At 40.8% G+C, this 25,827-nt stretch carries 17 protein-coding genes and 2 tRNA genes; 9 read left to right on the top strand and 10 right to left on the bottom strand.

Annotated elements, in window-relative coordinates:
- Positions 1-167 precede the first annotated feature (167 nt).
- The 4 genes from ACT3CD_RS09005 (at position 168) to ACT3CD_RS08990 (ending at position 5,062) form a co-directional block, all read left to right on the top strand.
- Positions 168-1,112 carry a hypothetical protein gene (locus tag ACT3CD_RS09005; RefSeq protein WP_444644960.1) on the top strand — a complete coding sequence of 315 codons (945 nt, stop codon included), beginning with the start codon at positions 168-170 and terminating at the stop codon, positions 1,110-1,112.
- A 72-nt stretch (positions 1,113-1,184) separates the two neighbouring features.
- The gene (locus ACT3CD_RS09000; RefSeq protein WP_444644958.1) at positions 1,185-1,679 is read left to right on the top strand and encodes an RNA polymerase sigma factor; all 495 of its coding nucleotides are present in this window, start codon (positions 1,185-1,187) and stop codon (positions 1,677-1,679) included.
- Positions 1,680-1,700: 21 nt separating this feature from the next.
- A complete protein-coding gene (locus tag ACT3CD_RS08995; protein ID WP_444644956.1) occupies positions 1,701-2,564 on the top strand; it encodes a FecR family protein in 864 nt (287 codons plus the stop codon).
- A 2-nt stretch (positions 2,565-2,566) separates the two neighbouring features.
- Complete coding sequence (locus tag ACT3CD_RS08990) at positions 2,567-5,062, top strand: TonB-dependent receptor (RefSeq protein WP_444644954.1); 2,496 nt, start codon at positions 2,567-2,569, stop codon at positions 5,060-5,062.
- Positions 5,063-5,566: 504 nt separating this feature from the next.
- Here ACT3CD_RS08990 and ACT3CD_RS08985 read toward each other — a convergent pair.
- Positions 5,567-6,589 carry an Atu2307/SP_0267 family LLM class monooxygenase gene (locus ACT3CD_RS08985; RefSeq protein WP_444644952.1) on the bottom strand — a complete coding sequence of 341 codons (1,023 nt, stop codon included), beginning with the start codon at positions 6,587-6,589 and terminating at the stop codon, positions 5,567-5,569.
- 776 nt (positions 6,590-7,365) lie between these two features.
- On the opposite strand from ACT3CD_RS08985, the gene ACT3CD_RS08980 reads away from it, so the two are divergent.
- The 4 genes from ACT3CD_RS08980 to ACT3CD_RS08965 are packed head-to-tail and all read left to right on the top strand — an operon-like array spanning position 7,366 to position 11,476.
- Positions 7,366-8,553, top strand: a complete 1,188-nt coding sequence (locus ACT3CD_RS08980; RefSeq protein ID WP_444644950.1) for a hypothetical protein — start codon at positions 7,366-7,368, stop codon at positions 8,551-8,553.
- An 8-nt stretch (positions 8,554-8,561) separates the two neighbouring features.
- Entirely contained in the window at positions 8,562-9,788 is a 1,227-nt protein-coding gene (locus tag ACT3CD_RS08975; RefSeq protein ID WP_444644948.1) for a quaternary amine ABC transporter ATP-binding protein, read from the top strand.
- Positions 9,785-10,606 carry an ABC transporter permease gene (locus ACT3CD_RS08970; protein ID WP_444644946.1) on the top strand — a complete coding sequence of 274 codons (822 nt, stop codon included), beginning with the start codon at positions 9,785-9,787 and terminating at the stop codon, positions 10,604-10,606. The genes ACT3CD_RS08975 and ACT3CD_RS08970 overlap by 4 nt, the downstream gene beginning before the upstream one ends.
- 3 nt (positions 10,607-10,609) lie before the next feature.
- The gene (locus ACT3CD_RS08965) at positions 10,610-11,476 is read left to right on the top strand and encodes a glycine betaine ABC transporter substrate-binding protein (protein ID WP_444644944.1); all 867 of its coding nucleotides are present in this window, start codon (positions 10,610-10,612) and stop codon (positions 11,474-11,476) included.
- A gap of 51 nt (positions 11,477-11,527) precedes the next feature.
- On the opposite strand, the gene ACT3CD_RS08960 is transcribed toward ACT3CD_RS08965, so the two are convergent.
- From ACT3CD_RS08960 to recO, 3 genes are all read right to left on the bottom strand, one after another.
- A tRNA-Arg gene (locus tag ACT3CD_RS08960) sits at positions 11,528-11,599 on the bottom strand.
- A gap of 86 nt (positions 11,600-11,685) precedes the next feature.
- Positions 11,686-12,825 (bottom strand): aminotransferase class I/II-fold pyridoxal phosphate-dependent enzyme, encoded by a 1,140-nt coding sequence (locus tag ACT3CD_RS08955; protein ID WP_444644942.1) that lies wholly within the window; start codon positions 12,823-12,825, stop codon positions 11,686-11,688.
- Between the two features lie 135 nt (positions 12,826-12,960).
- Positions 12,961-13,710 carry a DNA repair protein RecO gene (gene recO / locus ACT3CD_RS08950; RefSeq protein ID WP_444644940.1) on the bottom strand — a complete coding sequence of 250 codons (750 nt, stop codon included), beginning with the start codon at positions 13,708-13,710 and terminating at the stop codon, positions 12,961-12,963.
- A 96-nt stretch (positions 13,711-13,806) separates the two neighbouring features.
- Here recO and ACT3CD_RS08945 point away from each other — a divergent pair.
- Positions 13,807-13,890, top strand: a tRNA-Leu gene (locus tag ACT3CD_RS08945).
- Positions 13,891-14,064: 174 nt separating this feature from the next.
- Here the strand turns inward: ACT3CD_RS08945 and ACT3CD_RS08940 are convergent.
- The 6 genes from ACT3CD_RS08940 to ACT3CD_RS08915 all read right to left on the bottom strand — a co-directional run bounded on the left by ACT3CD_RS08940 (position 14,065) and on the right by ACT3CD_RS08915 (position 25,795).
- A complete protein-coding gene (locus tag ACT3CD_RS08940) occupies positions 14,065-16,479 on the bottom strand; it encodes a sugar-binding domain-containing protein (RefSeq protein ID WP_444644938.1) in 2,415 nt (804 codons plus the stop codon).
- 759 nt (positions 16,480-17,238) lie between these two features.
- Positions 17,239-17,400, bottom strand: coding sequence for a hypothetical protein (locus ACT3CD_RS08935; protein ID WP_444644936.1), 162 nt, complete (start codon positions 17,398-17,400; stop codon positions 17,239-17,241).
- Between the two features lie 493 nt (positions 17,401-17,893).
- Positions 17,894-18,565 (bottom strand): DUF3823 domain-containing protein, encoded by a 672-nt coding sequence (locus ACT3CD_RS08930; protein WP_444644934.1) that lies wholly within the window; start codon positions 18,563-18,565, stop codon positions 17,894-17,896.
- Positions 18,566-18,577: 12 nt separating this feature from the next.
- The gene (locus tag ACT3CD_RS08925; protein ID WP_444644932.1) at positions 18,578-20,431 is read right to left on the bottom strand and encodes a RagB/SusD family nutrient uptake outer membrane protein; all 1,854 of its coding nucleotides are present in this window, start codon (positions 20,429-20,431) and stop codon (positions 18,578-18,580) included.
- A gap of 11 nt (positions 20,432-20,442) precedes the next feature.
- Positions 20,443-23,703: a SusC/RagA family TonB-linked outer membrane protein gene (locus tag ACT3CD_RS08920; RefSeq protein ID WP_444644930.1), complete on the bottom strand. Its 3,261-nt coding sequence runs from the start codon at positions 23,701-23,703 to the stop codon at positions 20,443-20,445.
- A 490-nt stretch (positions 23,704-24,193) separates the two neighbouring features.
- A complete protein-coding gene (locus ACT3CD_RS08915; RefSeq protein ID WP_444644928.1) occupies positions 24,194-25,795 on the bottom strand; it encodes a glycoside hydrolase in 1,602 nt (533 codons plus the stop codon).
- Between the last annotated feature and the right edge of the window lie 32 nt (positions 25,796-25,827).

Here is a 25,827-nt window from a genome sequence, read left to right as displayed (position 1 = left end):
ATTCACACTTCTTTTTTAATTTCTCAACTACCATAAAACAGTGGTTTACAAAATCATTGTTCAACAGTCCTACGAATCATAAAAAAAAATAACAATCAAAAGGTAGGGTAAAAAAAACTCTGTGCGGTATATCTATAAAACGAATAACAACCATAAATTTTTAAATAATGAAAAATCGAATAATGAGTTTGGCGTTCGGCATCGCCATCGTATTCTCTTCCTGTAATGAAGATGAAGTTAATCCACTCAGCAATTACGCAACGCCCACCGATTTTAATGTAACAGTAGAATCAGTCGTTACTGCCGATGTGGCCGTTGAAGACGCCGTTGAATCTATAGACTATGAAGTCGACCTCTTTACCGGGACGGCAGACATGATAGGCGAATTGAGTGCCAAATCCATGGATTCTGATCAACTTAAAAGCTCTGTCGCAGATAAATGGCAGGACCGCTATGCCAATGGCGAAGCACCTGATATTACGATTGACTGGACGGACGGTGGTTATCCCTGCACCATTACTTTAGATTACGGCGAAGAAACTACGTTGGCCAATGGACGCATCATCAGCGGGACGATGGCGATCACATTATCAGGGTCATTAACTACAGAAGGCGCCACCAGAACAGCTACATTTACCGATCTGACCGTCGATTCATTAACAGTTAACGGAACCATTGAAAAAAACATATTAAGCGTAACCGAAGAACGGGAAGTTTATATTGTCAGAGATCTGGAATTTACCTTACCCGACAGCACCACTCTAAATTGCTACGATGAAATAACCCGCACCTGGGAGCAAGGAATCGGGACTCCATTTTATTATGTTGATGATGTGATGACAATTAACGGCTATGGCACATGCACCGATTCGGACGGGAATCAATACCGACGCGATATTACTAAAACATTACAAAAACAAGGTGGTTGCAGATATCTGGTCAGCGGAACAGTTTCTTACGCGGCTAATGGACTAACCTTCGGAACAGTTGACTATGGCGACGGAACCTGTGACAACATCGGAACGTTTACGTCGATCAATGGCGAGACAGAATTTATCATTGGCAAACGAGTTAGAGAACGCATCTCAAACCGAAATAAATCAGAACAGTAATGATATAGATCCGGGGTTGTACTGCTCCGGATTTACTCTTATCTTTGCGCGAAGATTTAAGACTTGCTTCAGGTGAATAAAGCGTTTTTCAAATTCTTGTTCGACAACAATTTCGAGGCTCTTCGAAATTACCTCTATTTTCGTACAGGAGATAAAGATCTGGCAACAGATATTGCACAGGAATGTTTTCTTAAGCTATGGGAAAAACAGCCTTCTGGCGATGCCGCCACCATAAAAAAACTCCTTTACAAAATTGGACATGACCTTTTCATCTCCTACTACCGACATCGCAATGTTGAAAAAAATTTCATCATCAATCAAAATAATTCAAACGCAACGTCCCTCTCTCCGGAAGACATTCTTAACTATTCCGAACTCGAAAAAAAATACAAAAAAATATTGAAAGAAATGCCCGAAAACTACCGTGTGGTATTTCTTATGAGCCGTACAGAAGAGCTCAAAAACGCTGAAATAGCCAACCTGTTAGGACTTAGTGTTAAAGCCGTAGAAAAAAGAATGAGCAAAGCACTTCGCCTTCTGAAAAGTGCATTAATAGAGAATAAATAAAAGAATCGAAACTAACAAAAAATGAAAGAAAAAGAAGCCAATGGTCAAACTGTTGCGGATCTGAAAATCGCTCATCTGCCCGATCTTGATTTAACCTATCAAAAATCAAAAGAAGACATTTGGGCCGATCTTTCTCAAACCATTGACTTTCTCAATACAAACCCTTCAAATAAAACCCTGCTCGTCACAAAAAAATGGATTTTACTGGCAGCTTCAGTCGTTCTTCTCGCTGGAATAACCACATTTATGAAATTATATTCCAAAGAAATTATAACAGACAACGGGCAGCACCTAACGGCAAACTTACCTGATGGCTCAGAAGTAACCCTCAATGCCGGCACAAAAATAAAATATCATCCATTGTGGTGGTCTTTTAACCGTGAAGTAGAATTAAGTGGAGAAGCATTCTTCACCGTGAAAAAAGGCAAACAATTTGACGTACTATCATCAAATGCTAAAACTTCCGTATTGGGAACCAGCTTTAATATCTATGCCCGACATGAATACTACCAGGTAACCTGTTATTCCGGAAAAGTAAAAGTAACCTCCTTTACCAGTGGTAACAAACTCTACATCACTCCCAACGAAAAGGCAAGCCTAAACAAGGATGGCTCTCTTCAACTGTCGAAATTAAAAGACATTAAAGGCCCCGTTGCCTGGATGAACAATATGTTTATATTTACCGGCACGCCGATTAATGCCGTATTTGAAGAAATTGAACGTCAATATGCTGTTAAAATAACAACCAATACTAAATATAAATATCTTTATACCGGTAATTTTACCCGTAATCAACCTGTAGAACAAGTTCTTAAAATGATATGCAGACCTTACGGATTAAAATTTCGCAAGACGGGAGATGTTTATTTGATTGTTAAAAAATAGTTGTGATTCAAAAAACAGGATTTCTATTAATTTATATTTTCTCTATTTCACTTACACTTAGCGGTCAAGCCTACGAGACAAACTATAAGAATCAACCGCTCAATAAGTTGTTGATAGATCTTCGGGCGCGATATGATCTGCATTTTTCTTTTGACGACCAGTTGCTTTCAGCCTATTCGGTCACAATTTCTGAAAAATTTTCATCACCCAAAGATCTTATTAATGACATCCTGAAGGGATATCCCCTTGACTGGGAGATGGTGGCCGGCGTCTTCGTTATTTTTCCAACCGAAGAAACAACTACACAACAGCAATATATAATTAAAGGGCAAACCCTTGAAAAAGGAAGTGGCGAACCGCTCCCCTTTTCGCATGTACTCGTTAACAGCCATCCTTTCGTCACAGACCTGAACGGATTTTTCAGCTATACTTCGACCGAAGACTCGGTATTTGAAACAAAGGTATCGCATCTGGGCTGCTTCATTTTAGATACAACATTAACCCCCGGTTGGTTTCATAAAATATATTTAACCCCTTCGCCCTACAAATTAGCCGAAATTAAGATAAAGGATAATCGACTGGAACGTGCAGTTCAGATGGGCGAAACGCCCGGGCTAATAAAACTAAACTCTTACATAGCGGGCTACCTGCCAGGCAATGGCGACAATGCCGTGTTCAACCTTTTACGCTTGCAACCCGGCATTGTGGCTGCCGGCGAACAACCCAACGACCTTATTCTTTGGGGCAGTTATGAAGGAACAAGCCGAGTTACTTTTGATGGCTTCACGATTTGGGGTCTCAAAAATTTTAACGATAACATCAGCGTCATAAACCCCTTTCTTACCAAAGATGTTGAAATTTTTAAAGGCGGTTATGAAGCCTCAAAAGAAGACGTAGTTGGAGGTCTTGTTTCTATAACAGGAAATACCGGAAACCGATCTGATACCGAAGTTCACTTCTTTATCAACAACCAAACTGTAAACGGAATGGCGGAAATACCCCTTTCTTCAAAATCTTCACTGCTCCTAGCCTCCCGGCACACCTACTATAATCTTTTTGACGCAGAAGATGTTCCCTTATCGGCATTAAATGAATCTGAAAATTTACGTTACAAAATAGATGTAAAACCCGATTATCGATTCAGCGATGTTAATGCAAAATATTCATGGCACGGCGATGACGGCAGTCTATTTTACATCAGCCTGTTGGGCGCATCCGATGATTTTGCCTACACCGCCCGGCAGGAACGTCTTCGGAATATCATCTATCAAAAAAAAAGTGAAAGCAACAAGCAAGGTGGTGCTTCGTTATTTTGGGGTAAAAATACGGCCACCGGCAACCGCTCCAATCTAAAAATTGCATGGTCGGCGCTTCGTTCTGATTATAACATCAACCGTTATATCAATAATATCAGATTCAATTTCACCTATAACGGAATCGACGAGGAAGCAACGACTATGGTAGGTGAATTGTCCGCCAACTACCAATATATCTTTTCGGGAAACAAAACTCACCAACCTAGTCTTGGATTATCCGGAATTTACAATCATCTGAACATTTCCGATGACTCTTCTGACGTAAAATACTTTTCCTCATCAATCACAGGTAGTCGCCTGACGGGTTTTATACAAGACAAAATTTTTATACAACAGGGGCTTGAATTAACACCGGGCTTTCGGGTCAATCATTATTTACTGACCAATTCGACCTATATTGATCCGAGATTAAAATTGGAGTGGAAAATCAAACCTGGCCTAAAAATGAATGCGGCCTGGGGTAGCTACCATCAGTTTCTGATAAAAAGCAGCATATTAGATGCATCCGGTAATTATAACTACACCTGGGCTTTGGCCAACGGTGACGACGTTCGGGTGCTATCGTCACAACACTGGGTCGCAGGCGCTTCCTATTCCAAAAATAGCTTATTGTTAAACATTAACGGCTATTACAAATCGATGACTGATTTTCCCCGATACGTCCGGTTTTCCAACAAAGAAGAAGCCGTATACCTGGGGCAGGGATTTAGTTATGGTTTGGACCTGTTTATCAAAAAAAATTTCAACGGACATACCTTCTGGACATCCTACTCCCTTTCGCGGGCTGAAGAGCTCTTCCCATACTTCCCGCAACAAAAATACCGACGTGCGCCGCATGACCAACGTCATGAAATAAAATTAGCCACACTCATTCATCTTTTCAATAATTTCCATTTTTCGACGACCTACATCTTTGGAACCGGCTTCCCCCTGTATTCCAATTACATTAGCGATAAGTACACTGAGTCCGATTATTCAAGACTCGATATGGGACTGGTATATCGACTCCCTTTTCGCAACGTCAGAGGCGAAGTGGGCTTATCGCTGTTAAATACACTTGATCATAACAATATAAAATATTCCAGCTTTGAGCGCATTCCACTTGACCAGCTAAACACAGCCTATATAGATGCGGAAGCCGTTGGGTTTACCCCCTTGCTATTTTTTAAAATAGAATTTTGATCAACAGATATCGCTTTTTGTCAATCGGTTGCCTTTTACAAAACAAGTAATTATTAAAATCATTTTTTTAGTAAATCAAAAAAAACTTGACATTTAGTAAAAATTGCTTTTATTTCGCCGACGAGTGTCAGCAAGAAACTTAATGTGATTAATAATAAAATCTAAAATTTATTTTTTTGCAACAATTCACAATCAATAGGAACGATTATTGCGAACAGAAAAATGTCTTTTTATAAAAAAGCTATAGGTTAGGGAGTGAGGTTAGAAAGAGGAGATAACGGGTCATAGCTGCGTTGCAACTGAGGCCCGTTATTTTTATGCAGTTTAAAAAGCTTCTGCGCTTTAGTACTGCAACAGTATAAAATAAATTTCGCCTCCTTTCGTCTAAAACGTCAGCAAGAAATCGTCATTTATTTCATTAGACCGTTTCCAAAACGATCATTCACATCAATAGACGCACATTTTTATAGAAAACGCGCAACCATCCAACATCAAAAAATTTAGTTATTGCACCAAAGGTTTAACTTCCCTGGCCAGCAAGGTAATAGACTGAAGAATTTGTTCGTGGGTTAAACCGGCACTATCCATTTGAAAAGTCACTCTTGAAATTCCACCCAAAGCTTCGCTATGACGTAATATCTTCTCAGCGACCAACTCCGGATTACCTATTAGAAAAGCCCCTTTAGGACCACATTGCCAATCAAAATGATTTCGTGTTACAGGTCCCCAGCCTCTTTCCAGGCCAATTTTAGTAAATGACTTTTTGTATCCCGGGTAAAACGTCTCTATGGCCTCCTGACTATTAGTTGCAACATAGCCCAATGAATGAAGCCCCACCTTTAAATCGTCGGTCGAATAACCAGCCTTAACGCCAGCCTCACGATACAAATCAATGAGCGGCCTGAACCGGTGCGTTTCACCACCTATAACAGCCACCATTAAAGGAAGTCCAAGCCTTCCGGCGCGTTCAAACGAAGCTGGCGTACCACCCACTCCTAACCAAATTGGCATTTTTTGTTGAACCGGGCGTGGAAAAACAGACTGCTCCTTTAAAGCGGCTCTGAATCTCCCCGACCAGGTTATAGTCCTGTTATCACGAATCTTCAGCAATAAATCAAGTTTCTCAGCAAACAACGCATCATAATCATCTAAATTTAACCCGAATAAAGAATAAGCATCAATAAAAGATCCCCTTCCGGCAACAATCTCGACCCGCCCCTGAGATATAAGATCAAGCGTGGCAAATTGTTGAAATACACGCACCGGATCCGCAGCACTAAGAACTGTTACAGCACTTACCAACCTTATTTTTTTGGTTCGTGCCGCAGCAGCTGCTAAAATAACAGCATTAGCCGAATCCAGATATTCTTCACGGTGGTGTTCGCCAATGGCAAAAGCATCCAGCCCCACCTTGTCGGCCCATTCGATACGCGTCAGCAGGCGATCCATTTCAACCATACTTGCGGCTGGACGTTCGACTTCGTTTTTAACATTTACAGCCGCAAAGCTATCAATCCCTAATTCCATAACGACACATTTAAAAACACCTAAAGAACAAAATGCCAACTGCTTTGTTTCAAGACATAGCAGCAACCATAAACTTCCCTTAATCCAAAAAACCTATTCTGAAATCAAAAAGTAAATTGTGAACTCGGTTACAAACATCCGCTAATTTCCTAAAGTCATATAAATAAAGTTTATCTATAAATTAAGGCACCTGCTTTATATTTTCTTTCAAGACATTCTTTTACAATAATTTATTCATATTATTCATGCTATCGAAACCTTCAATCCAACGTTTTTATCTTAAACGCCTGAAATTACCTGCTGGAATAAATAGATTCTATAGAACAATTATTTTGTCAAAAGATAACATGCGGTTAGGGTCCGGAGTATAACCAGGTTTGCAATTAACACAAATTTGCTAATTATCAATAATTTAACAACACTAAATACGGCCTCGATTTAACTATCCATTTTGAAAACCGGTAAAATATGCTTATATTTGTTGTATTGAAACTATTTTACAAACAACTCTTTCCCTATTCAAAATTGGAGTATGATCATTACTTAGCAGTAAAGAGACTCAGGGTTTCAGGCTTATTTACAATTTTGCTTACAACGCAATATCTTCAACGTAAATAACCTAGCACTACAATGAGAAACACAAGGTGACGAACGAAGATGTACAAATAACTTTCATTTAATACAGCAGTTCCGGTTATTAATTGTAGTCCAATAAATTTGTCGTGTAAAACGTGCAAATACCGACCCGACTGCTCCACAATCTATTCAAATATTTTATGCAGAAGAAAATTACAAAACAACTGAAAGTATCAGTCTTAACACTTTTATTTGGATTATTCGGATTATTGGGCACAGCCCAGGAAAAATCCTCATTTAAAATAGGTGGCGCAGTACGCTACAATATTTTCAGCAAAAGCTGGATTGACAACAAAACACAACCAGAATTTACCTGGGACACCTGGCGGCTGAATGTCAGCGGCACGGCCGGCGGTATCGACCTTAATTTTGAATACCGTTTCTACCCCTCTTTTGGGACTCATTTTATGCACCATGGCTACTTCGGATATGCATTTACCGACGATTTATATATGAAACTCGGCGTAAGTCAGGTTCCCTTCGGCATCACAAAATTTGCATCGCACTCATGGTGGTTCCAGGGACAGTATTACTTTGGTCTGGAAGACGATTACGACATGGGAATAAAATTTGACTATAACGGGATCGATAAACTGGATCTGAGTTTTGCCTACTTTCGTCAAGCCGAACCGGAAGGTCCCATTGCAGGCGGAGATGTAACCTATGGCGCCAGCGGCCCAGGCCGTTATTCTTATGATATAACTCCAGGTACAGGAAAAATCGGAACCACTGAAGTTGAGGCTCACATACGAGAACTTAATCAGGTAAATATCAGGGCGGCCTATCATCTTTCAGACGCCTTAGAAGTAGGTCTTTCTGCACAAGCCGGCGGCATCTACAACAGCGTTCTCAACAAATCAGAGCTAAGCACAGCCTTTGCAGCCCATGTGCAGGCAACTTGGGGACAGGGATGGGACTTCAAAGGCTCTATGATTAATTATAATTACGCAGCCCGTTCAGATAACAACGAAAAACTGGATATCATTCAAATGGGCGCCTATGGCTCGGCCTACGACGTAGCAGCCAAAGCCAATGTCTATTCCGCTGGTATCGCCAAAAACTTTAATGTGGAATGGGGACCCATCAACGCCATTCAGATTTATACCGACTATACTTTGGTGGATAAAATAGACGACGATTTTTACGACATGCAGCAATTTGTGCCAGGAATGCTCGTCTCAGCAGGCCCTATTTATACTTACATCGATTATGCCATGGGCAAAAACCATCCATGGATTAACAGCACCTTTGGGGCCGGAATGGGTGCCGGTGATGCAGATGCAGAATGGATGAAACGTTTTAATATAAATATTGGCTATTACTTTTAATAGAGTTTATGGAAAAAATTAGGATAAACAACCTCTCTCTAATCTTTGGGAAATCAAAACACAAAGCTTTAAAACTCCTTCGCGAAGGAAAAAGTAAAGCTGAAATATTAAAGGCTACCGGTTGTAATGTTGCAGTAAGAGATGCCAATATAACCGTCAACGAAGGGGAAATATTTGTGATCATGGGTCTGTCGGGCAGTGGCAAATCAACACTGCTCAGATGCATCAACCGCCTGATAAATCCCACCGCAGGACAAGTCTTTGTCAACAATCAGGAAATAACCAACATGACCGAAAAAGAGCTGCTAAACATACGACGCTCAGGGTTGGCCATGGTTTTCCAGCATTTTGGCCTGTTGCCGCACCGCACGGTGTTAAACAATGTCGCCTTCGGACTGGAAATAAAAGGGATGAAGAAAAGTGAACGTGATCAAAAAGCCATGGAAACCATCGATCTGGTTGGGCTGAAAGGCTATGAACACCAAAGAGTCGATGAGTTATCAGGAGGCATGCAGCAACGAGTGGGACTGGCCCGTGGGATTGCCAATGCGCCTGAAGTACTGCTCATGGACGAGGCGTTTTCGGCACTTGACCCGCTCATTCGGTCGCAGATGCAGGATGAACTATTACTGCTTCAGGAAAAAATGAAAAAAACGATTCTTTTCATCACGCATGATCTGGACGAAGCCATTAAACTCGGCGACCGTATTGCCATCATGAAAGATGGAGAAATTGTACAGACGGGTACTTCGGAAGAAATCATCACAGCACCTGCCAACGATTATGTCGAATCGTTTGTCGAAAATGTAGACCGAAGCCGTATCATAACAGCGACCTCCATCATGTTCAAAAAACCTCGTGTGGCACGTCTGTCAAAGGATGGACCAGCCACAATTCTGCGTCTGATGCGTGAAACCGATCTGAAAGAACTACCGGTGGTACGAACGAACCGCACTTTTTTAGGTTATCTGAAAATAGAAGAGGTCGCCAGGCTAAAAAAAGAAGGCGTTAAAAGTCTGGAATCCATCATAAACACAACGGTAATGACAGTGAGCCCCGATGCCACGGTAGAAGACATGCTGCCGCTCATCACGCGCACCAACTTCCCCATACCGGTTGTAAACGAAGAAAACCACCTGCTGGGCATTGTAACGCCCACCTCTCTCATTGCTGAGACCACAGGAAAAGATAAAGGAGAAATTAATGATATTATTCAAAAGGCCATTGAATTATGATAGTAGGACAATATATTGAGAGTGCCGTTAATTGGCTGACAGAAAACTTCTCAGGACTGTTTGACGGAATCAACACCGTGATGAGCGCGCTCATCGGGGGCATTGAAACATTTTGGTTATGGATTCCATTCTACCTTGTTATCGTCTTTTTTGCGGCGGTTGCTTATTGGAAAACCGGATGGAAAAACGCTGTTTTCACCGTCCTGGGATTAGTATTCATCTATTTCACCGGATTTTGGGAAGAAACCATGCTCACCTTAGCGTTGGTACTGGCCTCAGCCTTTGTTGCGCTACTGGCAGGAATACCACTTGGCATCTGGAGTGCCAGAAGTCAGGCGGCCAACAATGCCATACGTCCCATTCTGGATTTTATGCAGACCATGCCGGCATTTGTCTATCTCATCCCCGCCGTTCTGCTATTCGGATTGGGAACCGTTCCCGGAGCTTTTGCCACCATTATTTTTGCGATGCCTCCCGTTGTCAGGCTCACAATGCTGGGCATAAAACAGGTGCCTGAAGACATTGTGGAAGCCACCCGGGCCTTTGGTGCAACCCCATCACAACTTCTGATAAAAGTACAATTACCGTTAGCCATGCCCACAATTTTGGCCGGCGTTAACCAAACCATCATGATGTCTCTTTCGATGGTTGTTATTGCCAGCATGATCGGGGCCAAAGGTCTGGGCGAAATAGTATTACAAGGAATCAGTCAGTTACGTATCGGACTCGGCTTCGAAAGTGGACTCGCAGTAGTTCTGCTTGCCATCATTCTGGATCGTATTACACAAAACTTAGGAAAAAACCGTAAAACAAATTAAATTATGAAAATAAGAAAAGCTCTATTAACAAGCCTCACATTGGCATTCGCACTATTTTTAAACAGCTGTGCCGGCGCAGGTAAAAAAGATGGCGACAACAAAAAGCTAACCATTGCTATGGTTAACTGGATTGAATGTATCGCCAATACCCATCTTGCAAAAGTGGTTCTTGAGGACAAAGGCTATTCAGTTGAACTGGTCAATGCCGATGTGGCTCCGGTATTTGCTGCAGTAGCAAAAGGTGATGCCGACATTTTCATGGAAGTGTGGGAACCTATTACACACAAAGCCTATATGGACAAATTTGGCGCTAAAATTGAAAAAGTAGGGACCGTATATGATGATGGCAGACTAGGTCTTGTCGTTCCAAAATATGTTACCATCAATTCCATTGATGAGCTAAATGACGTAAAAGATAAATTTGAAGGAAAAATTACAGGAATTAATCCCGGTGCAGGCATTATGAGCATCACTCAGAACGTCATTGAAAATTATGCGCTGGATTATGAACTCGTTACTTCCAGCGAAGCCGGTATGTTGGCGTCACTCAAAAGAGCTTATGATAAAAATGAGTGGATTGTAGTGACCGGCTGGAAACCTCACACCAAATTCACACGCTACGACCTTAAAATACTGGAGGATCCCAAAGGAACAATGGGTCAGGCCGAATCCATTTCAATTATTGCCACTAAAGGCTGGTCGGAAACACATCCTGAGCTGGTTCCTTTCTTCAAAAATTTCCGTCTGAACGATGAGCAGTTGGGAACTCTCATGCTGGCTATTGAATCTAACCCCGGCAAAGAAGATGAATCTGCCCGAAAATGGTATCAAACAAATAAAGAAATGATTGATGCATGGTTCAAAAAATAAGATAAAATAAATACAAAAAAAGGGAAGCGAAAAATCGCTTCCCTTTTTTTGTAGCCTCAACAGGACTCGAACCTGTATCTGAAGTTTAGGAAACTTCCGTTCTATCCCTTGAACTATGAGGCCATAAACAGGATATCATTACATAACAATGTAACGGGGTGCAAAATTAAACTAAAATTGCAAGTTAACAAACCAAAAAAGGTCTGACATTAAAAACGGCTTAACTTTTCAACGGCCTCCATCAGCATCTGTTGGGGTCTGGCCAGATTAAACCGAAGCAAAGTTTTCTTTTGTTTTTCGTGATAGAATGCACTGTATGGAGCTACAGCAACACCTGCCTCTTCAAGCATGCGCAGTGCAAAATCTTTACTGGTTTCGTCAGATAAGTTTCCATAATCAAACAGCTGAAAAGCTGTTCCAAACCCTTCTACTGCGGTAAATTTAGTACGGGCCTCCATTAACTGAATAAATTCAGCCTTCTTATTCATAAACTGTTCACGTACAGTGCGGCACTTCTTTTGATCGGCCAAACAATTAGCCAATGCCTGCTGAAGCGGTGAATAAATAGGCTCTCCCGTAATACGTAAAACTTGCCTTATTTTATTTGAAATAGCCACTGGTGCAGCACAGTAAGCTACAGACCAATTGGCATCGCAGAGTCCTTCAAAGCTATTAACAATAATGCTATGTTCCGCAATTTTTGGGTACATAGTAACACTTTGATGATCTAATTCATTGGCCAGCAAAAATTCATTACTCTCATCACTAAGCACAATAATGTTAGTGCCATTAATAATTTTTTGCAGACGTAGCATATCCAACTCATTAAAAACAGCTCCGGTAGGATTATGCGGCGTACTGATAATAATCATCCGTGTGTCGGGCGTGATCATTCGGGTCACCTGCTCCCAATCCACAGTAAACCCCGGCTCTTGCAATGAGATATAAACCGGACGAGCACCGCTCAACAAAATATTGGACAAATAAGCTTCATTAGCCGGTTCAAATAATATCACCTCATCTCCTTCACGCAGCACCGCCGTCATGGTGGCAAACAAACACTGATGAATACCTGATGTAACCGTTATCTCCGTCTCCGGATCGTAACGATGCACTCGTGTTGCAGCGCCCTGCACGGAAATCTGATGACGCAGTTGTTGCAATCCGTAATACGGAATGTAACAATTCTGTTGCTGTGTTTCATCATTACACAACCCTTCTGACCAGCGAAGCGAAGAATCATGAATGGCATAACTACCGGCGAGATCAATAGCTCCCTTTTTTAGCGCCATTTCGGTAATGGTAGAAACAAAGTCTGAATCAAAAGTTGACAAACTAGAGTAACCCATATAAAATAAAGATGGTTTTAGAACATCAAAATTACGAACATTAAAACAATCAAACGAGGATTTAAGCAATCATTTGGCATTCAATACCGGCTATCAATATCAAAAAATACGCCATTGATCAAATAAAAGCAACAGTTACTGATTGTTTGCGCCTTCTGAAGGCTTAAATAATTCTTCAAGAATGTGCAACGATTTAATTTTTCCGACGCCCTGATGGTGTATTTCATAAAAAAGAATCATGGCTTCAAGCAAACTACGACGCTGCGATATGTTACATGCCAAAGAAGATAGCTGTTTGATGCCAGCTGAAAAAAGCAATGTAAATAACAAGCTCACATCTTTTTTGAGGTAATAAGGATGAGGAGGCTCATCGCTTACAAAACAAGCTTCCTGAATATCAAACCAGGGAAATGCATCACTATAATTATTTTGAGGCCAAAAGCCCAGAAATCGGGTCATATTAAAAAGCAACCAAATATGAAAGTTTTCCATTCCGGGCAATTCAGAATCGAACCAGAGTATGCTTTCTTCCAAAAAATCAAATAATGGCTTATTGACGCCCTCGCTGCGGAGCGCTCTGGACAATATCTCTGTTATTAAAAATGTCTGGGCGCGCCGGCTTTGTATAAAAGGAAATCTGGTCATGGGATGTATTACCCCAAACTCTTTGATTCTGTTTATATCCTTATCGGCCTTATGATACACCTCCAACTCCAAAAGGTTAAGAGGCTGTAACAACTGGAAATTACTTTTCTTTTTTCGTCCAAAAGCGCCGTTTACCATATAGCTTTGCATACCCAAATGACGCGTGTAAATGCGCACAATGGCGCTCGACTCGCCATAGCGCGTATGATCAAGAACAACTCCCCGTGTTGACTGTAACATGAACCATCTTATTTATTCCTTGCAAAAATAGTCATCTTTTATTTGCAGGTAATAGGCTGTTGTTATATATTTGCACCCGCAAAAGCATTAAAATTTGCCCAGATGGCGGAATTGGTAGACGCGCTGGTCTCAAACACCAGTGATAGCAATATCGTGCCGGTTCGACCCCGGCTCTGGGTACTAAAAAAGCCTGACAAATTGATTGTCAGGCTTTTTTTATTAAGAGACGTACAGCGATCCAATAACTCCTCGAAGCCGCATCGTATTCAATAATTCGTTAAATTTTTAGCAGTAAATTCATCACAATTACGCATAAAACGCAAAAATAACTCTGAATCAGATCGTTGCTATCTTCTATTTTACCTCAAATACGACCTTATCCATTTTAAGCCATTGCGAAGAGAAAGACACCTCCACCTTACCCATTCCTTGTGCTTTGATATATGCTATCATCCTTCCCCGATAAACACGCTGCCTGTTATCATTATAATTGCCCATATCAGCCGGGTCGCTGCTTTCCAGCCCTAAAAGTTGTGCAGGACCATCAATTTTACACGCCAGTTCATCATCTGAGAGATAGACGTAACGACCATTTTCATCCACAATACTGACCTCAATCTGCAAAACATCGCCTTTTTTAAACAAAGTCTTCTTATCCCAAAGACTGGCTTTAATGGCAACAGGACGCCCGGTTGTCTCCAAACGATCAGTAACTACCATATGACCATCATTTAAACCCTGTATTTCAAGCGTACCGGGACTGTATACCACATCCCATGTAATCATTCCTGTTTCTTCATTACGCGACATTTCCGGGCCTGCCGGCTTTCCGTTCAAAAACACCCTGCCGGTCTGACAATTGGTATAAGCAACCACCCGAAGCGTGTCCCCGTTTTCAAAATTCCACAGAGGCAATGCATCAATAGGTGCACCGCGACGGCGATCTTTCAAAGGATAAACCCCTGCGTAAATCATTGGTTCTTCGCTCCATAAACTTCTCCTAAAATATCCACGGGGTTTAATAAAACCACCCAAATCCAATAATCCCGAAGTAAAACCTCTGGAAGGCCATCGAAAAGATTCGCCCAGATAGTTGATTCCTGTCCATAAAAATTGTCCGAAAATATAATCATTATCTCTGACTGCTTGCCAGGCACCATAAGAATGCCCGTTTTCGCTGCCATATAATACACGGTCAGGATAAGCTTTGTGATCCTGCACATAGCGCCGCTCCGTATAATTGTACCCTACCACATCAAGAGCACCCGGATATTCGGTTTCATTTGACATTACAGGGCCTGCCAAACCAGCCGAAACTGGTCGCGACGGATCATAGGTTCTGACCACAGCCGCCAATCGTTTAGCGATGCCTCCCAGTCTATCGGCATGAGGTTGATCAGGTTGGTAGCCTTTGACATGTTGCTGCTGTATACCTTCCTGATCCAGAATGGGATGTGAATAGGGATCGTTGGGATAATCTACTTCATTACCGATACTCCACATAAATACCGACGGATGATTGCGGTCACGCAAAACCATATCCTTTAAATCGGTTTCACCCCATTCTTCAAAAAATTCATACGCTCCCTGAAACCCTGGTTTACCCACATTCCAACCTTCTACCCACTTTTTCTTGGGAAATTCCCACTCGTCAAAGGCCTCGTTTAAAACCAACAATCCCAGTTCATCACAAAGGTCGTAAAAAACAGGAGCCTGTGGATTATGACTGGTACGAATAGCATTAACACCAAGAAATTTCAAATTTATCAACCGGCGTTTCCACACCTCCCCGGGGACAGCACTGCCAAGGGTTCCAGCATCATGATGAAGACAAACACCTTTTACTTTCATATTCTGCCCATTAAGAGCAAATCCTTTATTGGCATCGAACGTAAGAATTCTGATCCCCACCCGGGTTTCTGTCTCGTCAATTAAAGTCTCATTATTCAATACAAAAGTTTTCAACTTATACAGATTGGGATGATCCAGTGACCACAATAAAGGTTTTTCAACTTTTAATTTTTGACGAATCAAATTCGAATCACCGGGGTTAACCATTACATTCCCTAAGGAGGAAGCCACAAGTACGCCTTCTTTGTCATAAATCTCCTGTTTAACCCGCACATTCTGACTAATAGATGTTGTATTGGATATCCGGGTCTCAACGTTTACCGATGCCAGATTTTTGTTATTGAGTGAGGTTTGATAAAATACCCCCCATTGCGCAATATGCACCGGGTTGGCATACACCAAAAACACATCTCTGTAAATGCCTGAACCGGTGTACCATCTGGAATCTACAGACTGACTATGATCAACTCTAACAGCAATGGTATTTTCATCTCCAAATTGCAACCAAGGTGTAATGTCATACATGTAAGAGATATATCCATTAGGTCGCATTCCTACAAAATGACCGTTAACAAAAACCGACCCGTTACGATATATACCTTCAAAATAAATATAAACTTTCTGATTCTGTCTGTTTTGAGGAATCTTAAGGCTCTTTCGGTACCATGCAACGCCGCCAGGTAAATAACCGGTCGCACTTGCTAAATCCGGACTGTAAGGACCTTCAATACTCCAATCGTGAGGCAAATCAAGCAGCCGCCATCTGGAATCATCGAATGCCTTCTGTGCTGCCTGCTCACTATCTCCTTTGCTATATTTCCACTGGTCATTAATCTTTTGCGTTTCTCCAAATGAAACCTGACCGAAAAGCAATGAGATCTTTAATGAAAAAATCAGAAACACTAAAAATAACTTCATAAAAATAAATCTAAATAGTGTTTGTCTATAAAGTCAACTTCTGCGTTACGCTTGTCATAAAAACAGTCATTTACGAAAAGTAAACGCCTTAATTTTTATGACTTCGAAAGCCTTGAATTTGAACTTTATATTTCAAACACTTAGTTTATGGAAAGACTCTAAATAATTAACCTAATGTAAATCGCATGAATAACTATATCGTAAGAAATAAAACTAACATTAAAAAAATATTCTCACGCTTACTTCTTGTAATTGTGCGCTATTCAAATCATATACCCCGGATACCTGCGAAGAACACAAATAACCCGGGGCAATATAATTTATTAAAACTAAAAATGCTCTAAAGTCTTTACCTGATAAATCAGATATCTGCTATGACGAAGAAAACGTCACAATTTATAATATAAACTTTATTGCAGTTCTGACCTGTATCATTTTTAGACTAATAGTTCATTACCCTTTAAGCGGACTTAATGCCATACAATATAAGCTCGTTGACATAATTCTGATTTCTGGTAGAGTATGGGTAAATACCGAACACAACAGAAAATAGCTCAGTTATTAATATATTATAATTCACTGTTTTAATGTCGGACATTGAAAACAAACCTCATTCTTTCTTAGGTATATTTAACCAATGAATTGCTTCCGCAATATTGATAAAATTATGTATGCATTGAAATGAAAATGTAGCATATTTCCACTTCTTGCCCGAAAATCATTCATGCCTGTGTGTTTTTCCATCACAATAAAGAAACTCTATTTGAAATCGGGTACGCTAATAAAGTAGAACCTTAAGACGAAAAGTAGTGTGGTTGTCAATATCAATAGGTGCCAAGCCACCAATCCCCATTTGGCACTGTTGGCATAGCCAGAACAATACCAACCAACGCCGGGAATTCCCTGTCCGAATTTGCTCATATAGCTTGGATCAAAGGCGATAGCATAACGTCAGCTGCCCTGTAATAAGATTAACTCTGAATTGAATGTGAAAAAATCAAAAGACTTTTTAAACTGCTACCAGTATCGTTGTTCTTTGTATCTACCGTACCTTTCGAACTGAAAAAATATTTTCTTATCAGTTTCAATAGGGGCTTATCCCCCACCTTAGTTGATATTTGAGCGTTTCCAATCCATGGCTCAGAAACCCTCTCAATTCAGCCTTATATTAGGTTTCTGTGCATCAATACGTCTAGTTTGCGGATGTCTTCTTTCAGATTCCAAATCACTTTGAACACCCTTGCCAATCGCGAATGCTTCCTATCAACCCGACACATACAGAGATTCTCATCCTGCCAGCTTATGACCATAACCGTTATACCAAAAATGGGAGGAAATCTATTTTATCCTCCCACTCTTGATATCCAACTATAAATAGCGAAGCTTTTAAGTTAGAATAGGTCTAACAAACTTTCTACATATTAATCTTTTCTGAAGCCGAAAAGATAAACCGGGCTGATTTATTTGAATTCGCCCCAACTCTTGCATGGAAGAAATTTAAGCTCGTTAAATCATCCGAAACATCTACGGTTACTGTTGTAGGCTCACCATAAGCAATGCTAGCAGCATCCACTACAACATCCATATCCTTGTTAACATTGTTTACCAAATAATTGGCTCCTAAAAATAAGTGAACCGATCCAATTTCAGCATCTTCCACAACTTTGTTTACTGTAAACGTTGCTGTTAACTGGCCTCCGCTGTACGAATAACTGACATCATCAACCGTTAAATATGGAGTTACCGGAACCTGAATATTTGAAGTTCCACTTACATTGACAACAATTGTGTCGGTTGATTGGTCAGCCCAGGGGGCACCTCCCAGGCGAACCAACTTATATTCTCCGGCAAAAAGACTAGCCGAAAATGTTCCGTCCTGCGCAATATAAACCTGCACCTTTGTATTGAGCGCATAACCGTCTTGCCAAATCTCAAGTTCATTCTCTCCGCCTTTTACTCCTAATGAAGCCCCATCGTAAGTAATCGTTCCGGTTAAAAGGCTATCCGGACCATCGTAATTATCATGTGAACAACTAGCAAATATAATACTCACCAGCATTGGTATATATATCAAATACTTCTTCATAGCTCTCATTTTTTAATGGAATGGATTTCTAACAATCTTAGGATTGTTGTCTAATACACTTTGCTTAATTGCTGAATAATAGTTGGCCATTGTGAATTGTCTAGCCGCATAAAAACGGGTAGGAATAAACCTATCGAAGATATATTTTCCATTATCTTCATGACCTTCTCTTACAATTCTGTAGGCAAAAAGACCTTCTACCACACTTGACGAACCTTCCGATTTATCACCAGTCCAAACCTGATCGGCAATTCTCCAACGTTTAAGATCAAAATAACGGTGATCTTCAAAAGCCAATTCTACTCTTCTTTCTTTTCTAATGATATCATTTGTAAGCGTTTTAATGCTATTAGCCGGAAAACCACCATGCACTTCTCTTACTTTATTGATGTAGCTTAGAGCATCTCCTTCAAATCCTAATTCAAAGGCAGCCTCTGCTGCATTTAAATACACTTCTCCTAATCGAAACCAAGGCCACCAGTTACGGGCCAGTGTTGGACGAACACCATATTGTGAATCTTCACTTACAAACTTACGCAGGTAGAAGCCTGTATTACTTACATACTGTTCGTTATTCTGAGGACCATCAATACCGGTCAAAACACCTCCATCATTATACGTAGAGCCTAAACTTCCTACTGAAAGGTCATATCTTCCGGTGGCGTCGTTCCATATCGCTACTCCAGCTTGCATACTTACAGCTTGTGAACGGAAAGATGAACCTGGATATACTACAGTACCATACAAACGGGCATCTTTATTTGAAAAAATATCATTGATATTATCATACACAATATAGTTGCCATTGGAATCAACATCTTTAAGCTCTCCATCTGTTCCATCCAGGTAATCGAAACTCTCTACCAGTCCAAGCGATGGCGATAAAAATGAAGACCCCTCTGTATCTGAACGATAACTACGAACCACATTATCGAAGGTAAAACCATGCACCTTACCGGTTGTATAATCCTTTGCAAAAATCACCTCATTAACAGATTCATCCATAAATAAATTGTAAAAGTTGACTCCGGCATCGGATCCTGCTGGTCCATAAAGCTCATAACCGCCATCCTTCATGATTTCTTGAGATGCCGCAAGTGATTTACTATAATAGTCATCTGCTCTTTCGGCAGGAATACCCACCTCATTGCCTTCAGTGGTAATCGGGGCACTCATCAAGGCATTGTATTTAGCAATTGATCCGGCATATAACATTGCACGGCTTTCCAAAGCAAGGGCGGTTATTTTATTGGCTCTCGTACGACTTCCTTTAGTGGCAACAAAATCATCTTTAATCGCCTCTAACTCATCGTAGATAAAGTCATAAGTAGCCGCTTCTGTTGCACGGGCCTTCTGAAGATTTTCCACATCCCCACTTCCATCATAAAGTAGTTGAGTAGTAATAATTGGAACTCCTCCCATGCGCTTAACCAGTTCGAAATAAGTGTAAGCTCTAATAAACCTCAATTCTGCTTTGAATTGCTTCTTATTATCTTCGCCCAACCCACTGCCATAGTTATCTAAATTCTCAAGTGATAAATTAATGTCACGAATAAAAGTGTAATCCCAATAATTACCATAGTCATAGGCGTATCCCCTGATATTGTTATGGTAGTCTCCATCGGTATGACCTGACCACATCGCATCGTCAAATTCTGACATTCCGCCGGTGTTAAAATCACCAGCTAATTGGGGCAATCTATTATAGTAATTCGCCAACAAACCAAGCACCAAATCCGGATCATCCCAAAGCTGATCATCAGTAATCATATCCTTGGGATCACGCTCAAACCAATCCTCGCCAATACAACTATTTAGCATGCTTAATGAGCAAACAAGCATTAGTATATTAAATAACTTCTTCATTTCTTTACCTTTTAAAATGTTAAATTAACACCTAACAAAACAGTTTTCTGCTGTGGATAAGCAACCCCTGCGGCAGCTTCGATTTCAGGATCAATTTGATATTCTTTTAGGTTATCAATTGTAAACAAGTTGGTTGCACTCACATACAATCTCAGTCTGCTTATATTAACCTTTTCGGATAGAGTTTCTGGGATTGTATAGCCGAACTCAAAGTTCTTCAAGCGAATGTAAGTCACATCATGCAACCAAAAATCGCTATTCTTACCATTATTGCCGCTGGTTCCTTTTCTTATGGCAGGATATTTACCTGCAATCCACTCGCTATTTGCATCATATGGATCGGCTCTATGCCATCTGTCTTCCAAAATATAAGCTGGTGAGTTACCGCCTGCGTGGAATGGATTTCTGGCTTCATAATTTTGCATCCAAGAGAACATACTGGCTCCGGCAAAATCCATGTTCATATCAAAACCTTTCCATTGCAAGTTGATGTTACCACCAAATCCTAACATTGGCGACCATCCTGTAGGATAGCCAATTGGTCGTTCATCATAACCATTAATAACACGATCACCGTTAACATCTTTATAAATCAAGTCACCCGGCAATTGTGTGGTATTTCCTTGTCCATCGTTATCAATCGTATAATTCTGAATTTCTTCTTCCGACTGAAACTGGCCAACAACCTGATAGCCCCAATAAATGCCGCCTACCCTGTCTTCACTTGACCAACGATATTCATCCCATGAGTTACCAAACCTCGGTTTGTATGTTTCTACGGTTCTATAACGTGAGTAGGTAAAATTACCACTAACAGTGTAATAAAAATCGTCTTTATGGTTTGAATAAGTAAGCATACCTTCCAAACCTCTATATGCCGCTTTGTTCAAATTCTCATTTGGCAATGAATACCCTACTTCGCTTGGTAGTAATACATCATATCGTGAAGCTGGCATACCTGATATTACTTTGGTAAAAGCATCGAATGAGCCTCTTAACTTGCTATCCATAAAAGCCATATCAATACCCACATTATAAGTGGTATTCTTTTCCCATGACAAATTCGTTACGGGCAATCCTCTGGGTGCAATTCCAATCACATACTCGCCATCCAAAACGGCACTGCCATTGTTAAAATTATAACCACCCAGATAACCAAAAGCGCTCACTCCTGATTCACTTCCTGTTTGACCAACTGATGCTCTTAGTTTTAAATCACTAACCGCACCTTTCCAGCCTTCAAAGAAGGACTCATCCGAAATACGCCATCCGGCAGAAATACCCGGAAAAAATCCCCAACGGTTATCAGCATTATACAGATAAGAACCATCGTAACGCCCCAACAACTCAACCATGTATTTATCCTTGTAGTTGTAATTGATTCTACCAATATATCCGCCTCGTGCCTGATACGACCACCCTTCACTATATTCGGTCAAATCAGATAAGGTTTGGTTGGGAATATAATTATTGGTAGGCGCCGAACCGGAACGATATTCTGTTTTATCGTAATCCGACTTTTCAATGGCGAGTGTAGCAGCCAAACTGTGATTATCCCATTGCTTATCGTAGTTCAACATGAACTGGTAATAGCGAGAAACCGCGTTAACAGACGACTCATGTCTCCAGCGAGCCGATTGTCCTCCCGTTTTATTATACACGTCATTTACATCATCATAGGTGTATTCGTCATACGAATACTGGAAACCATGGAAATCAAGGTGTGAATAATTGTAGGAATAGGTTCCCTTTGCCGATAGCCCAAAATCAAACTTATACTCCGCATACAAGTTGGTGTTGAAGTTTTTGGTATAATTGTCTTTATACCCCGCAATATCTCTGGTGAAGAGAGCTGGGTTAAGATCAGGGCGATTGGGCAAATTATTAATATACTCCGGGTTATCGTTGGCATATGGACCGTATAACGGAACATTACTAAACAACGATAACATGGTTGTCCAATAACCATCACCGCCAGGCAATCCTACATCTTCAGAAGTTTCCTGCCTTGCATTGGTCTGTGTACCGATTGTTAACCTATCGGTAATTTTTGTTTCCAGATTAACTTGCAAATTGTCCCTTGTATAATCAAAATCTTTCATCATGGCTTCCTGGCCGGTGCTTCCTACTGAAAAATAGTAAGTCGATTTCTTAGTTCCACCGCTAACATTGGCATTGAGGTTATGTTGAGGCACATTTTTCCTCATTATAATGTCGTAATAATCGTAGCCTCGGTAACCCTGCTCTGTTCCTCCTTGCCATTTTTGAAATTCCTCTTTCGAATACAAGCTTGATGGATCGCCTCCTTCGTTCTGAATAGCCTCCAACTGGCCTCTGGTATATTGTTTGGAGTTGGCCATTGTAGGAAAACGGGTCAAGTTTTGCCAACCATAGTAGCTGTTGACATTGACTTTAACTTTGTCGCCACTTTTACCTTTTTTAGTGGTTACCAATACAACCCCATTGGCAGCACGCAAACCATAAATAGCAGCCGATGCATCTTTAAGAACAGTGATACTTTCAATATCCTCCATGTTCAAACTGTTAAAAGCATCTGCACCGGAAACATTTGATCTACCTACCCAGTCCCGACTATTGTCGCCGCCATATGGAATTCCATCAATAACATATAATGGCGACCCCATGTTACGGATTTCAATACCAATACCACGTCCCGGTCTTGAATCTTTTGCTCGGGTAACAACACCCGCCATCTTTCCGGTAAGAGCTCCGGCGGTAGTGGTTGATGACGAACGTGTGATTTCTTCCGAGTCAACACTACTAATGGCTGTTGTTACTTTTCGCTTCGATTGGGATCCATAACCAACAACTACAACCTCATCTAACCCTACAAATTCATTCTTAAGAACAACGTCGATACTGGACTGACTTCCAATCAGATGCTCTTGTGTAATCATACCTATAAATGTAAACACCAACACATCTTCCTCAGTAGCTCCCGAAAGACTATAATTACCATTCATATCGGTAATCGTTCCTTTGGTTGTACCTTTTATCAATACGGTAACTCCAGGAATAGGTTCACCGCTTGCGTCACTGACTTTACCTGTTATTGTTATTGCTTTTTGTTGCTGAACTACATTCAAATCATCATGCCTTGAATTGGTAAGGCCATTATTTGAAGCTGATTGCTCTGCCGATGCTAGTTGACCCAAATAGGGATTAATCATTAAAAGCAACCCCAGGGAGATTCTCCTAAGGCCTTTTCGCATGCACGGGCTTAATCCGTGGATACATAATGAATGTTTCATAATCTTGTTTGTTTAATTAGAATAAAACTCAATAGAATCACTGAGACTTCTACTGAATTCCATCGATTCTATAAATTCCAAATAATAAATTTAACTTTTGTTGAATGGGACCAACTTGTCCGGCATGAATTTCCGTCGCCTTCAAAACAAAGACTGGATCGTTATCCACGCTCCAACTCTTTTCATTGTCATCATCACATTCCCCGATTATTAATCCGAAAATTAAGAATGACAACAACATCCTACTTCGTGTCAGCTAGGAAACACCATTATTTCGTTACTCTGACTTTCAAAATAGTAATTTACGACAGTATACTCACATTCCTCAGGCTTCATAAGCCCCAAAAATGAAGCTTTCTCATCTGTCGATAGAGTTCTCGGCCAAGCACCCCTCATTACATTTCTCTTCATAAAACTTGGTTTTATTGATTAATAGAAAATTCAATTATCATATTATCAGTTTCGGTTCACCTCCAGGAGCTACGATTCATCAATCTTTATATCTGAGAATTATCGTTTTCACACTTTTGGCTCCAATTGTAATATCATTGAGGCCGGCTCCAAAGAAGGTCAGGTTATGTATATCAGAAGTAACATACGTCTTCACCTCCCCATCAAACGCTTCTTTATCATCCAATTCAAAAGAATAATTCTCATTCGAGTAATTAACTGCCACAAGCACCAACTCTCGGGTCGAATTGTTCTTAAAGGCCGAAATCATCAGCGAACCCGCTTGTTCATACAAATCATGAACATCGCCAACGGTTACATTAACTCTTACCATACCGGGTCTGACAAACCGCGAATAATTTCCCATTGCCCACATCAACTTGGAATCGTGAAAACGACCATCAAATTTCAATTTCTGATTATCGGGATGATGCTGAGAAGGAATGCCGTTGTTGTTATTGTCCAGATAGATTAGACCGTCTTTATAGTCACACTGCGTGATAGCTGTCCACCACTGCCAGGAAGAAGCATTGGTCAGCGTTAAATCGTGATGGATAACACGCGCCACATATAAAGCCGTGCCCATGCCCAAATCACGTCCGTTGCCTCCCTTTATATCATCATTTTTCTCAAGGATGCAGAATTCACTTTGCCAAAAATCCATATCAGGATTAATTTGATCCAGATTGTGTCGCAGCTTTAATCTCTCATCAATTAATTTTGTAACCGGCCAGGTGCTAAAATAACTGTGGGCCGAAAACAGTGACTCAACACAGCTGAATTTTCCTATATAAAAAGGACTTTCCGGGGACAAAAACACTTTGAACTGATTTGAGCGACCCGCGTAGTCCTTCTGCTCTTCATACAAAAACTTGTATTCAGCGGCCTCTCCAAGTGCCAATCTGGTGTTCAGACCCCGCTGTTCCAGCTGCCTGTTAAGAAAAACCGTAAACCGAAACAGATCGTCATTGGTCGCCGGCGTTCCTTCCTGTGTGGGATTACTCCAATCCCATTGCGGCTCATTAAAGGGACTTAAGTAATCAAATTTCAATCCCTGTTTCTCAAAATGCGCACACACATCTGCCAAAAACCGGGCGTAATCATCAAGTTTATCATCCCTAATATTCAAGCCTGTGCGTCCCTGTCCGGGCGAAAAAGCTTTTCCATTTATCGTATAGTAAACAGGAGCCGAGTTTGAGAAAGCGATTGTATTTTCCACACCATATTTGTGAGCCTGCCGCAAAAACCACTGCTGCCCCAATTGTTTGGACCAATCATACGTTTGGTCACTGGTCAAAAAACATTCTGCCCGACGCCACGGATTCATAATTCCGCTGCTGTCACCCTGCTCCATACTTCCGGCACCAATATAAAACCGCCACATTGACAACCCGATTCCCAAAGGATTACCTTCTTTATCCATTTCCTTACTAAACAACCACTCAGCCATTTGTTGCTTTTTTGACTCGGGCCAGTTAAGCCCCACAAACTGACAACGCCAGGCATCTGATGCCCCAAAGGAATGCATCACTTGAAACTCGTGGTCTTGTTCTATATGTAGTAATACGCGATTCTCTTTTTGACCAAAAAGCGACAAGCCTAACCAAACAAATACGCATAAAAAGACAAAAACTCTTTGCATGTAATAAATTGTTAAAATTTAAATAGCAACAT

The organism is Geofilum sp. OHC36d9, from assembly GCF_052400685.1.
Classification (GTDB): Bacteria; Bacteroidota; Bacteroidia; order Bacteroidales; family Marinilabiliaceae; genus CAZHHH01.
The sequence above is the reverse complement of the archived record's forward strand: the minus strand, read 5'-3'. Positions and strand labels throughout refer to the sequence as shown.